Source organism: Ancylobacter amanitiformis (genome assembly GCF_030814815.1).
Classification (GTDB): Bacteria; Pseudomonadota; Alphaproteobacteria; order Rhizobiales; family Xanthobacteraceae; genus Ancylobacter; species Ancylobacter amanitiformis.
In genome coordinates this window covers 243,914-256,239 of record NZ_JAUSVR010000006.1, presented here as the reverse complement: position 1 = coordinate 256,239, position 12,326 = coordinate 243,914, and the positions used below count along the sequence as shown (strand labels likewise).

Here is a 12,326-nt window from a genome sequence, read left to right as displayed (position 1 = left end):
TGCCCTGAAAACGACGACGGCCCGGAGAGCGCTCTCCGGGCCGTTGCGTTTGGAGGAGTGGGGAAGGATCAGCTGCCCTTGGTGTCGGTCGCCACCGGAGGCTTGGCCGAGGCATGGCCCTGGTAGCAATCCGCCAGCGCGGCGCCCGAGAGGGCGGCGGTGAAGGACAGGGCGCACAGGGCCGTCACAATCTTCTTCATGCGTGGTCTCCTCTGGCTGCTTCGGATGAAAGCCAGTGTACGCCCGGCAGGCACGATGAAAAGCGCGCCAGCGGTGGCTAATAACCTAAGGGAAGATAAAAGGCGTTATCTCACGCATCCGTGTAGGTGACGGCCTCGATCTTCCAGCCATCGGGATCGAACAGGAAGGCGGCGTAATAGCCCTCGCCATAATGCGGGCGCAGGCCGGGCGGGCCCGCGTCACGCCCACCGGATGTCAGTCCCGCCGCGTGGAACGCGTCCACCGCCACGCGCGAGGGCGCCATGAAGCAGAGGTGAAAGCCGGGCGGCGGCGTCACCGTGTCCACCCGATGCTGAATCCAGAACGGCGCCGCGCCGGGCCGGCCCTCGGGCGAGGGCCGTTCGCCCAAAGGTCCCCAGCACGCCGATTCGCCCTCCGCCTCCGCGAATGTCATGACGCGCACGAGCCCGAGGGGGGCCAGCACCGCGTCATAGAAAGCAAGCGAGCGCGCATAAATCGAGACGCCGATCGACATATGCTCGATGACCGGCCGAATGGGCTGCATCTCGTCCTCCTGTCGCGTCCTACCGTGCGCGCGGATGCGCCGCCTTCCATGCCGCCATCAAGGCCACCGAATCCACCGCCGCGTAGATCTGCGTGGTGGAGAGCGAGGCATGGCCGAGCAATTCCTGGATCGAGCGCAGATCGCCGCCGCGGCTGAGCAGATGCGTCGCGAAGGAATGGCGCAGCGCGTGCGGTGTGGCGCTGTCGGGCAGGCCGAGGCTGCCGCGCATGCGCTCCACCGCCTGCTGCACGATGCGCGGGGAGAGCGGCCCGCCCTTGACGCCGCGAAACAGCGGGCTGGCCGGCTCCAGTTCATGCGGGCAGGCGCGGGCATAGGCATCCACCGCCTCCAGCACGGCCTTCAGCACCGGCACCATGCGCGTCTTGTTGCCCTTGCCGTGGACGATGATCTGGTCGCCGCGCCCGGGCTCCGGCATGTCGCGGCGCATCAGCCCGAGCGCCTCGGAAATGCGCAGACCCGAGCCATAGAGCAGCGCGATCACCGCCGCGTCGCGCGCCAGCACCCAGGGTTCGCGATCCTCTCCCGCGCGCGTGGCCGGGTCCGCCATGGCGCGCGCGTCAGAGGGAGAAAGCGGACGCGGCAGGGTGCGGGGAATGCGCGGCGCCCGCACGGCGGTGAGCGCCCCCACCTTGCCCAGTCCCTCGCGCTCCATGTGCCGGCCGAAGGAGCGCGCGGCGGCGAGGAAGCGCATCTGCGTGCGCGGCTCGATTCCCTCGGCACGGCGCGCGGCGATCACCGCCCGCACGTCGCGCGGATGCATGTCGGCCAGCGCCCTGAGGTCCGGCACGCGGCCGAGATGGCGCGCCAGAAGGCCGAGAAAGGTCGCGACATCCCGCGCATAGGCCTCGCGCGTCTTGGGCGAGAGCCGCCGCTCATGGCCGAGCCGGGCCAGCCATTGCGTCAACGCGGCGCCGACATCCGGTGCCGCGCCGGCGAGCAGCGCCCGCTCCGCCCGTGCCGCCTTCTGTGCATCGCTCGCCGCCATCGCCCTGCCCTTCCGAACAACATGCTCGCCGATCACTGGCGAGAGTGCCACACGATCCTTAAGTTTCGCCGAGATCGCGCGCGTGGCCCCCGGCGGGAGGGGCGCCGCACCGTCGTGGCGAGGCACGGCGCCGATATGTCGATCCTCCCTCCTGCACACGCCATCGGGAGAGAGGCGGGGCGACCTCAGCGAGAGACGTGACCTCAGCGGGAACGGCATCGTCCCCGCGAATGCGCTATGAAGGCCCACCATGCCCAGCCCCGCCGATTCCCTCCTCCTCTTCCCGCCTCACGAGCGGGTTGTCGATGTGCTGCTGCCCCTCGCGGTGGGCGCGGCCTATTCCTATCGCGTGCCCGAGGGACTGGAGGTGGCGCCCGGCGATATCGTGGTCGTGCCGCTCGGCACGCGCAACGTGCTCGGCTGCGTGTGGCCCCGGGCGGAGGGCGCGCCGCAGGTCGATCCCGCCAAGCTCAAGTCCATCCAGCGCCGCTATGATGTCGCCCCGCTGCGGCCAGAGATGATCGAGTTCATCCGCTGGATCGCGGAATATACCGTTTCTCCGCCGGGCATGGTGCTGCGGCTGGCGCTGCGCCATGACGAGAGCGCCGGCATCGTCCGCGAGCGCATCGGCGTGCGCCTCACCGATGCCCGGCCGGAACGGGCGACCAAGGCCCGCTCCCGCGTGATCGAGGCGCTGGCGGACGGCTTTGTCCGCGCCAGGACGGACGCGGCACGCGAGGCCGGCGTGTCGCCCTCGGTCATTGACGGGCTGATCGATGACGGCGTGCTGGCAACGCTGGTGCTGCCGCCGGAACCCGCCGCCGAGACGCCCGACCCCGACCATGCCCGCCCCGACCTGCTGCCCGCGCAGGGAGAGGCCGCCGCGCGGCTTGTGGAGGCGGTGAAGGGCCGCGCCTTCCGCCCCTTCCTGATCGACGGCGTCACCGGCTCCGGCAAGACCGAGACCTATTTCGAAGCCGTGGCGGAGACCCTCCGGCAGGGCCGGCAGACACTCATCCTGATGCCGGAAATCGCCCTCACCCAGGCCTTTCTCGACCGTTTCGCCCGCCGCTTCGGCGTCAAGCCGGCGGAATGGCACTCGGCTGTCGGCGCGAAGCGGCGCGGGCGGGTGTTTCGGGGCGTCGCCAGCGGCGAGGTGCGCGTGGTGGCGGGGGCGCGCTCGGCGCTGTTCCTGCCCTTCGCCGATCTCGGCCTGATCATCGTCGATGAGGAGCATGACAGCGCCTACAAGCAGGAAGACGGGGTGCATTACCATGCCCGCGACATGGCGGTGGTGCGGGCGCGGCTGGAGGGCGGACCGGTGGTGCTGGTCTCCGCCACCCCCTCCATCGAAACGGAAGTGAACGCGCGGCGCGGGCGTTATGCGCGGCTCGCGCTGCCCGAGCGTTTCGCCGGCACGCGGGTGCCGCGGCTGGAGCCGATCGACCTGCGCCGGGAGGGCCCGCCACGCGGGCGCTGGATCGCCCCCCGCCTCGCCGCCGAGATGGAGCGCACCGTTGCGGCCGGCGGGCAGGCGCTCCTGTTCCTCAACCGCCGCGGCTATGCCCCGCTCACCCTGTGCCGCGCCTGCGGCCACCGCATCAAGTGCCCCTCCTGCTCGTCCTGGCTGGTGGAACACCGCTTCCGCCGCCGGCTCGAATGCCACCAGTGCGGCTATGCCACGCCGGTGCCGACCGAATGCCCGAACTGCCATGAGCCGAATGCGCTCATCCCCTGCGGTCCCGGCGTCGAGCGGCTGCACGAGGAGGTGCAGGCGCTGATGCCGGAAGCCCGCCTGCAGGTGCTCTCTTCCGACCTTGCCGGCGGGGTGGAGCGGCTGCGCGCCGAGCTCAAGGCGATCGAGGATGGCGAGGTGGACGTGATCGTCGGCACCCAGCTGGTCGCCAAGGGGCACAATTTCCCCGGCCTCGCCATGGTCGGGGTGATCGATGCCGATGTCGGCCTCGGCCAAGGCGATCCGCGCGCCGCCGAGCGCACCTTCCAGTTGCTGCATCAGGTGGCCGGCCGCGCCGGGCGCCACACGGTGGAAGGGCGGGCCTTCCTGCAGACCTACATGCCCGAGCATCCGGTGATGCAGGCGCTGGTGGCCGGCGACCGCGACGCCTTCTACGACCGCGAGATCGCCATCCGCGAGGAGGCGCACCTGCCGCCCTTCGGCCGCTTCTGCGCGCTCATCGTCTCCGGCACGGATGCCCATGCCGCGCAGGCCCATGCGCGCGCCGTGGCGGCGTGCTCGCCCTTCACCGACGAGGTGCGCGTGCTCGGCCCGGCCGAGGCACCGTTGGCGCTGGTGCGCGGGCGCCACCGCTTCCGCCTGCTGGCACGCGCCGCGCGCGGCTTCGACCTCTCCGCCTATGTGCGGCGCTGGATGGCCGGCGCGCCGCGCGCCACGGGGAGCCTGCGCGTCGAGATCGACATCGACCCGCAGAGCTTCCTGTAACCCGCGCAGGCGGCGGGCCCGGCCCCGTGCCCGCCTCGGGCGCCTGGAGCCCTTACCCGATCGGGTGAGACCACCCGACCGGATCGGGCGCTGGAGCCCTCATCGAGCGGGTGGAAACACTTCGTCGGCAAGAAGGCGCTTTCGTTTCCATGAGCTGGAGCGTTTTCGAATCGCGAAAGCCGATCGACTTTCGCGGAAAACGCTCTAGCGACGGGCGCAGATGAGCACCATGAGCGGAGCGCGGCTCGCATCGACCGGCTTGGGCGCGAAATGCACCTCGCGCTCGCTCACGATGGTGGTCTCGCCCTCGCGCGGCGCGAGATAGGCGTTCACCACCACCTCATCGGCCTCGCAGGTCAGGTGGCAGCCCTCGGGCGAGAAGCATTCGCGGCGCGAATAGACGCGCACGCTGCCGGGCGCCTCGGCCGCCTTGCCGGCCTCGCCCACCTCTCCCTTGTCGCCCGCCATGCCGGCCGGGCCCTGGGGACCCGCCGGACCCGCCGGACCGGCGGCACCCGCAGGACCTGCCGGGCCGGCGGGACCGGCGACACCGGGATCACCCTTCGGGCCCGCGGGACCCGCCGGGCCGACCGCGCCCTGCGCACCGGCCGGGCCGGCGGCGCCCTGCGGGCCGGAAGGGCCGGCGGGGCCGGGCTGCGGATCGCCGCAGGCGGAGAGGAGCAGAGCGGCGGCGAAGGCGAGGCCCAGATAAACCAATCTCATCGTTTCTTCCCCGAACTGGATGGCGTGTCGTTATCGACCGTTCACTTCCGATATTCGTGTGCGGCGGCCCTTGTGGGGGTTTCGCCCGCAGCCGTGGCGGGTGGCGCCCCCGGAAGCCACCCGGCGCTGCCGAGCGTGCCGCCGGGGGCCTTCAGCGTCAATCGAAATACCGGGAAGACACGACGATGGCGCGACCCTCGGTGCGAGCCTCGCGGTGCGAGCCTCGCGGCTGGGGCCTGCGCCTTTTTTCCTCGCCCTTCCCCCGCGACGGGCGAAGCGGGTAAGCGCTGTTGACGGCGCTGTGCGGCGCGCCTAGTTTTGCGGACATGATGTCGATGAACGAAATGAGCGGGCGCATCAGCCTCGGGCGGCGAATTCGCCGCCCGGCCGACAGGTTCGGCCGGGTTTCCTGACGCGCGTCCCCGTTCTGCTGCTTTCGTCATCGGATATTGCCATGACTGCCGGTCTTCTCCGCCATCGCCTCGTTGTCGAGGCCGATGCCCATCCCAATCTCATGCTGCGCCTGCTCGAGCCCTTCGCCATCCACAATGTCCAGCCCACGCGCGTGCGGCTCGACGCGCCGGAGGATGAGCGGCTGGATCCGACGGACCTGCGCACCCTGCGTGCCGAAATCGGCTTCACCGCGCCGGTGGAACTGGCCGAGCGCCTGTGGGCGCGCATCGACGTGATGGTGCCGGTGCGCAGTTCGCATCTGGTCTCCAGCGCCTCGGCCGCGGTGGCGGCCTGATCGATCATGCTGAACCAGCTCGGCGCCATCGCTCTCATCGTGGCGCCGGTGTTCGGCCTGATCGGCGTCGGGTTCCTCGCCTCGCTCGCCGGCTATATCAGGGAGAAAGCGGCCGAGGGGCTGTCCGAATATGTGTTCGGCCTCGCCGTGCCGGTGCTCATCTTCAAGACGCTGTCCGAGGCGAGGCTGCCCGATGAAGGGCAGCCCTGGGGCTACTGGATCGCCTATTTCACCGGCGCGTTCATCGTCTTCGCGCTCGGCATGCTGGCGGCGCGGCGGCTGTTCGGGCGCAGCCATACCGAGGCGGTGATCCACGGCTTCACCTCGGGGCAGGCGAACACCGTTTTCGTCGGCGTGCCGCTCATCCTCTCGGCTTTCGGGCCGGAGGGCGCGGTGCCGCTTTTCCTGCTGATCGCCGTCCATCTGCCGATCATGATGATGGTGGCGACCGTGCTGACCGAGGGCGCCTCTGCCGGGCTTTCGCTGGCGGGGCTGAAGAAGCTCGGCCGCATGCTCGCCGGCAACCCGATCCTGATCGGCATCTATGCCGGCGCCATCGCCAAGCTGGTCGGCTTCGTGCCGGGCGGCATCCCCAAGCAGGTCTTCGACATGCTGGCGGCCTCGGCCTCGCCCTGCGCGCTGATTTCGCTCGGCCTCGCGTTGCACCGCTACCCGATCCGCGGCGATCTCGGGCCGGCGCTGGTCATCACGGTGCTGAAGCTGATCGTCCACCCGGCCATCGTCTACGCGCTGACCCGGGTGCTGCCGATGCCCCCGGTCTGGGCGGGCGTGTGCGTGACCTTCGCCGCCATGCCGAGCGGCATCAACGCCTATCTGCTGGCGCAGCGCTACAAGGTGGGCGTCGCCGCCTCGGCCGGCGCGGTGTCGCTGTCCACCGCGCTGAGCCTCGTCACCCTCTCAGCCTGGCTGCTCATTCTGGGCGTGGGGTAGCGGCCGCCTCGCCGGCCGTATCCTCCCCCTGCGGCCAGCGCGCCAGCGCCTCCAGCCCGGCCGGCGTCAGCGCATAGACGCCGCGCGCGGTGCGGATGAACCAGCCATAGACATTGGACATGAGGATCTTGCCGGCATCGGGGGCCCGGGCTCGCAGGTCGCGCGGGCGCTGCGGGCCGGCGGCCAGCGCGGCGGCGCAGGTGAGCGCCTGCTGGCGATACGCCGTCATGATCGGCACGCGCGAGGCGCCGCCCACGGCCGGGTCGCCGAGCCGCCGCGTATGCTCCGCCACCAGCCGCGCGCGGCGGCGCGGATCCTTGCGCGGCATGGGCGAGACCGGGCTGACCAGCACCGCCACCTCGCCGCCGTCCGACACCGCGAGCATGCCGAAGCCGAGCCGGCGGCAGAGATTGCGAAAGCGCGAATCGCTCTCGCGGCCCTTGCCGCGCCGGGAGGCGCGCGCCGCCAGCCACACCTCGTCGCACGCGCCCGCACGGTCCACCGCTTGCAGCACCAGTTCCAGATTGAAGCTCAGCTTCATCTCGCCGATCACGACCAGCGGCTCGGCATCCGGCGACAGCGCGACCAGATCGCAGCCGCCGATCTCCCCTTTGACGGTGAAGCCACGCGCTTCGAGAAAGCGCTTGATCGGCAGGTAAAGCGATGTCTCCAGGACCGGCACTCCAGGGCGGGCAATGAGGATGACCAGCGACAGGGATCAAGGCGTGCGGGGGCTGCGCGCGCGCGGCGGCCTCGCGTCCCCGGCCGGCTTTGCCGATGCCTCGACCTTGGCGGCAAGCCAGATGACATGGCGCGCGCCGCCCCCCTTGCCGTTCGCCCGCACCCGTGCCTCCTCAACGGCGAAACCGCTGCGGCGCAGGCGGCCGGTGAAGTCGCTGTCCGGCGCCGAGGACCACACCGCCAGAATGCCGCCGGGACGCAACGCGGCGCGGGCGGCGGCAAGGCCGGCGGGGCTGTAGAGCCCGTCATTGGCGGCGCGGGTCAACCCGCCCGGGCCATTGTCGACATCCAGCAGGATCGCGTCATAGGCCGCGCGGCCGGCGCGGATCGTTGCGGCGACATCGCCCTCGAACAGGCTGACGCGCGAATCGTCGAGGCTGGTGCCGAAGATCGCCGCCATCGGCCCGCGCGCCCAGGCGATGACCGCCGGCACGAGTTCGGCGACCACGACCTGCGCCTGCGGCCCCAGTTCGCCCAGCGCCGCGCGCAGGGTGAAGCCCATGCCGAGCCCGCCGATCAGGAGGCGCGGCGCGGCGCCCTCGCGCAGACGTCCGCAGACCAGCGTGGCCAGCGCCTTCTCCGAGCCGCTGAGGCGGCTGTTCATCAATTCCGTCGCGCCGGTCATGATGGAAAATTCGTCGCCGCGCCGCATCAGGCGCAGGTCGCCGAACCCATCGGGGACTTTCGCGGTGTCGATGAGGGACCAGGGAATCATCGCGGGGCATCCGTGGAAAAAGGCGCCCCTCGCCTATCGCCCGTGACGCGGCACAGGACAAGTGCCCTTCGCGCGCGGCTTCCACGTCGACCTGCCACGCGGGCCCGCGTGGCAGGTCGAGAGCCAATGGGCGGCCGCACGCATGCGGCCGCCCGCTGCCGCTCAGTTCAGCTTCATGCAGTTGGCGTAGAAGGTGGTGGTCGCCGGCCAGTCGGAGAACACGCCGATCACGCCGATGTCGCGGGCCAGCACATCCAGCAGCGCCAGCGTGTCGCCATCGCGGTCGGTCACGGACTTGATCGACTGGTAGTAATAGCCGCCGCCGTCCTTCAGCGGACCGGAGCGCTCCAGCGACCAGGCGATGAGCCCGAGCCCGGCCTTCTTGGCCTCCTGCGCATAGACCGACGGCACAACCTTGCCGTCCTTCACCGTCACCAGCATCCACAGCGGCGGGGCGAGGATCTTCACGCCCTTGTCGGCCAGTTCCTGCATCGAGGGCTGCCAGGTCTCCGGCTTCATGTTGTCGAAGCCCTTGGTGGTCTCGTCGCGATCGTCGAGAAACACCGCCTGCGCGCCGAAGGCCGGCTCGTTCTTGAGCCAGTACAGCACGTCATCGAGCAGGAAGGACTGGGCGTAGACATCCCGGGGATCGACGCCGGCGGCCTTGTACTCGTCGATCATCTGCTGAGCATAGGCCTGCTGCGTGTAATCACCCTCGAACGGCATCGGCACTTCCGGCGTCTTCAGCTCGGGCGTGAACTTGAGGCCCAGCGACTTCACCAGCGCGATGTAATCCTTGTGCGACATCAGGGTGGCGCGGTCGACATAGAGATCGGTGCGCCAGCGCGGCGTGGAGTTCATGTAGTCGGCTACCGTTGTGGCATTGGGGTTGCCGGCGTCCATTTTCGGCTTGAGCGAGCGGAATTCGGCCAGCGTCAGGTCGCTGGTGCAGCACTTGGCGCTCGCCTTGCGGCCCGTGGCGGGGTCGGCGGGCTCGAAGCCCTTGGTGCATTTCGACGCCAGCTCCGGCCGGGCGAGAATGTCGGTCGTGGTGTGCAGGTCGCACTGCGCGTGGCGGCACACCAGCTGGCGATCCTTGGTGAAGGCGATGTCGCACTCGATGACGCCGGCCCCCATGCGCGCGGCGGCGAGATAGCCCTCACGCGTGTGTTCGGGGAACTGCAGCGGGGCGCCGCGATGCGAGATCGAGAAACCCTTGGTGGTGAACGGCCCCTTGCAGCGGGCGAGTTCATCCTTGAGCGGGCCGTCCTTCATCTGGTCAACCAGATAGAACGGGCGCGGACCAAGCTCGGCGGGACCGCCGGGCGCCTGGGCGAGGGCCGCACCGAGGGAGCCGGCGGCGAAGGCGATAAGAAGGAGAGGCGTGGCGAGCAGGGGCGTGGCGAGACGCTTCTTCATGGCAGGCTCCGTCATGCGGGACTGAAGAGGGCGCGCCATGGCTACAGGCCGGTGGTGACATGGATGTTACGTCACGACATAAATATGATGCCGGCTAATCAACGACATCGAGCGCCAGCCGCCGCACCTCCTGCGCCGTTGCCCCGTTCTCCCGCAGCGTGCGCAGGCTTTCCGAGCCGAGCGACTTCGAAAGCTTGCGGCCCTGCGGATCCACCAGCAGCGTATGATGCGTGTAGAGCGGCGCGGGCAGATCGAGCAGCGTCTGCAACAGCCGGTGCACCGAGGTGGCCGCCGTCAGGTCCGCCCCGCGCACCACATGCGTCACGCCCTGCAGCGCGTCGTCGACCACGACGGAAAGATGGTAGCTGGTCGGCACCTCCTTGCGGGCGAGCACCACATCGCCCCAGGCGAGCGGATCCGCCGCAACGGCGCGCGGCTCGATCGACGCCGCGTGCCCCACGCCTTGCCCCGCCTCGCGCCAGTCGAGCGGGCCGGCCAGCGCGACCGCGCGGGCCATGTCGAGGCGCAGCGCGAAGGGCTCGCCAGCGGCGCGGCGCCGGGAGCGCTCGTCGACGCTCATGGCCAAGCGGGGGAAGGGAAACAGCGGCGCGCCATCGGGATCGCGCGGCCAGTCCGGGTGATCCCGGACCGCGCGGTTGATATCCGCGCGGCTCTCGAAGCTCTCATAGACCAGATCCAGTTCGCCGAGCCGGACGAGCGCGGTCCGGTAGTCGTCGAAATGCTCCGACTGGCGGCGCGCGGGCGGCTCCCAGGCGATGCCGAGCCAGGCAAGATCCTCGCAGATCGCCGCCTCATATTCCGGGCGGCAGCGCGCGAGATCGATATCCTCGATGCGCAGCAGCAATAGACCGCCCGCCTGTGCCGCCATGGCCGCGTTGAGCAGGGCGGAGCGGGCATGGCCGAGATGCAGCAGCCCGTTCGGGCTGGGGGCGAAACGGAAGGTGGGGCGCGCGGACGAGATCATCGCCCCTTGATGTAGCGCGTCAGAACTGCCGCTCAACCATCATTTTCTTGATCTCGGCAATCGCCTTTGCCGGGTTGAGCCCCTTCGGGCACGCCTTGGCGCAGTTCATGATGGTGTGGCAGCGATAGAGCCGGAACGGGTCTTCCAGATCGTCCAGCCGATCGCCGGTGGCCTCGTCGCGGCTGTCGATCAGCCAGCGATAGGCCTGCAGCAGCGCCGCCGGGCCGAGATAGCGGTCGCCATTCCACCAGTAGCTCGGGCAGGAGGTCGAGCAGCAGGCGCACAGGATGCACTCATAGAGCCCGTCCAGCTTCTCGCGGTCGCCGCGCCCCTGGCGCCATTCGCGCTCCGGGGCCGGCGTCTCCGTATGCAGCCACGGCTCGACCGAAGCGTGCTGGGCATAGAACTGGGTGAGGTCGGGGACGAGATCCTTCACGACCGGCATGTGCGGCAGCGGATAGACATTCACCGACTTCGCGCTCACGTCGTCCATGCTCTTGAGGCAGGCCAGCGTGTTGGTGCCGTCGATATTCATGGCGCAGGAGCCGCAAATGCCCTCGCGGCAGGAGCGGCGGAAGGTCAGCGTCGGGTCGATCTTGTTCTTGATATAGATGAGGCCATCCAGCACCATCGGCCCGCAATCGTCGCGGTCGACATAATAGGTGTCGACATGCGGGTTCACCCCGTCATCGGGATTCCAGCGATAGATGCGGTACTCGGTCAGCCGGTTGGTGCCCGCGGGCTTCGGCCAGACCTTGCCCGCGACGAGCTGGGAATTCTTGGGAAGTGTAAGCTGGACCATGGCAGTTCCTCAGAAGGCTCGAATGCGGGCCAGGCGGATAGCGTATCGCCGAGAGAGTTGGGCAGCGAAACGATCAACCCGCCCGCGACAGGAGGGGCTGACATTGGCGAAACATACCGGCCAGCCGATCTGGGCGGCTCGTCCGACGACCGGACACGGCAAACCAACATGCGCCGGCCGCCGGATCGAAGCCGATCGATCGATCGCTCTGCGCCTGACGGCTGGTCTCGCCATCACGGTCACATCGACCAGCGGCGGATCTTCCACCGCCACAGCAGAGAGCGAGCCAGCTTGCTGGGGATTTGGCTCGCGATCCGCATGCTTTGACGCAGGCCGGGATCCTCGAAAAGCTGCGGAATGACGAAGTCGGTAATGGTCAGTGAATGGGTCTTCGACGAGAGGGCCGTATTCCGCACGTCCGCATGCTCATCCCGGTGGATGTACATGAGAGGGTTGTTTCGATACCAAGTGGGTATGCTCCGATCAAAGTAGACGTTCGGCCGAACGAGATCGAGCGGAAGGTAGCCGCGGGCACGAAACTTCTCCGCCCAGTAGCTTGGCCACTGCTCGTTGATGTGGTCGGTTCCACCCTGCCCGGGAATCGCCGAGCCGAACAGCACCTTCCTGGATGCGCCGCACATGTTGTCGACGAGCCAATCGGCTCGACTCGCCGGAAGGTGCTCGCCGCACTCCAGCGAAATGGCCAGATCAAAGGCGCCGGCAGAAACCGCCGGGGTCGACGCCAAGGACATATCTGATGTTATCAGTGCAATCGAGCGGTCCACCAGCTGATCCTGCGTAACCCACGGCCCGTCCACTCCGGCCACACGCAAAGCCCCCAATTCGTGCGCTGCCTTGAGCCAGGAACCGGTTCCACAACCAAAATCGATTACTGACTCGGGCCGAATGACGTCGAATACGATCCCAAGAATCTTGAATGCGGATCTATACGAGTCGTCAGCCAAATCTTGAAAGAAGCTCTCGGTATATTTTACCTGCTTGGTCTCCGCCACGGCTCCGCCCCCCCCCC

Annotated in this window: 13 protein-coding genes; 3 read left to right on the top strand and 10 right to left on the bottom strand. The window is 69.1% G+C overall.

The genetic code is table 11. From position 1 onward, the window contains the following. Positions 1-68: 68 nt before the first annotated feature. The 3 genes from QOZ99_RS11825 to QOZ99_RS11815 form a co-directional block, all read right to left on the bottom strand. On the bottom strand, positions 69-200 hold the full coding sequence (locus tag QOZ99_RS11825; protein ID WP_281379568.1) for a hypothetical protein: 132 nt from the start codon (positions 198-200) through the stop codon (positions 69-71). Positions 201-310: 110 nt separating this feature from the next. Continuing rightward, positions 311-745 carry a VOC family protein gene (locus tag QOZ99_RS11820; protein ID WP_306890158.1) on the bottom strand — a complete coding sequence of 145 codons (435 nt, stop codon included), beginning with the start codon at positions 743-745 and terminating at the stop codon, positions 311-313. 19 nt (positions 746-764) lie between these two features. Continuing rightward, the gene (locus QOZ99_RS11815; protein ID WP_306890157.1) at positions 765-1,751 is read right to left on the bottom strand and encodes a tyrosine recombinase XerC; all 987 of its coding nucleotides are present in this window, start codon (positions 1,749-1,751) and stop codon (positions 765-767) included. 250 nt (positions 1,752-2,001) lie between these two features. On the opposite strand from QOZ99_RS11815, the gene QOZ99_RS11810 reads away from it, so the two are divergent. Further along, positions 2,002-4,212, top strand: a complete 2,211-nt coding sequence (locus tag QOZ99_RS11810) for a primosomal protein N' (protein ID WP_306890156.1) — start codon at positions 2,002-2,004, stop codon at positions 4,210-4,212. A gap of 204 nt (positions 4,213-4,416) precedes the next feature. Here QOZ99_RS11810 and QOZ99_RS11805 read toward each other — a convergent pair whose 3' ends face one another. Continuing rightward, on the bottom strand, positions 4,417-4,935 hold the full coding sequence (locus QOZ99_RS11805; RefSeq protein ID WP_306890155.1) for a fibroblast growth factor: 519 nt from the start codon (positions 4,933-4,935) through the stop codon (positions 4,417-4,419). Positions 4,936-5,389: 454 nt separating this feature from the next. On the opposite strand from QOZ99_RS11805, the gene QOZ99_RS11800 reads away from it, so the two are divergent. Both QOZ99_RS11800 and QOZ99_RS11795 read left to right on the top strand, forming a co-directional pair. Further along, the gene (locus QOZ99_RS11800) at positions 5,390-5,683 is read left to right on the top strand and encodes a hypothetical protein (RefSeq protein WP_306890154.1); all 294 of its coding nucleotides are present in this window, start codon (positions 5,390-5,392) and stop codon (positions 5,681-5,683) included. Between the two features lie 6 nt (positions 5,684-5,689). Continuing rightward, the gene (locus QOZ99_RS11795; RefSeq protein WP_306890153.1) at positions 5,690-6,634 is read left to right on the top strand and encodes an AEC family transporter; all 945 of its coding nucleotides are present in this window, start codon (positions 5,690-5,692) and stop codon (positions 6,632-6,634) included. On the opposite strand, the gene QOZ99_RS11790 is transcribed toward QOZ99_RS11795, so the two are convergent. The 6 genes from QOZ99_RS11790 to QOZ99_RS11765 form a co-directional block, all read right to left on the bottom strand. Beyond that, complete coding sequence (locus tag QOZ99_RS11790) at positions 6,615-7,307, bottom strand: DUF2161 domain-containing phosphodiesterase (RefSeq protein ID WP_306890202.1); 693 nt, start codon at positions 7,305-7,307, stop codon at positions 6,615-6,617. The genes QOZ99_RS11795 and QOZ99_RS11790 overlap by 20 nt on opposite strands. 45 nt (positions 7,308-7,352) lie before the next feature. Beyond that, complete coding sequence (locus QOZ99_RS11785; RefSeq protein WP_306890152.1) at positions 7,353-8,090, bottom strand: polyamine aminopropyltransferase; 738 nt, start codon at positions 8,088-8,090, stop codon at positions 7,353-7,355. 162 nt (positions 8,091-8,252) lie between these two features. Next, a complete protein-coding gene (locus QOZ99_RS11780) occupies positions 8,253-9,509 on the bottom strand; it encodes a glycerophosphodiester phosphodiesterase family protein (RefSeq protein ID WP_306890151.1) in 1,257 nt (418 codons plus the stop codon). 94 nt (positions 9,510-9,603) lie between these two features. Continuing rightward, complete coding sequence (gene gluQRS / locus QOZ99_RS11775) at positions 9,604-10,494, bottom strand: tRNA glutamyl-Q(34) synthetase GluQRS (protein WP_306890150.1); 891 nt, start codon at positions 10,492-10,494, stop codon at positions 9,604-9,606. A gap of 19 nt (positions 10,495-10,513) precedes the next feature. After that, complete coding sequence (locus QOZ99_RS11770) at positions 10,514-11,296, bottom strand: succinate dehydrogenase iron-sulfur subunit (RefSeq protein ID WP_306890149.1); 783 nt, start codon at positions 11,294-11,296, stop codon at positions 10,514-10,516. A gap of 239 nt (positions 11,297-11,535) precedes the next feature. Next, positions 11,536-12,309, bottom strand: a complete 774-nt coding sequence (locus tag QOZ99_RS11765; protein ID WP_306890148.1) for a methyltransferase domain-containing protein — start codon at positions 12,307-12,309, stop codon at positions 11,536-11,538. Between the last annotated feature and the right edge of the window lie 17 nt (positions 12,310-12,326).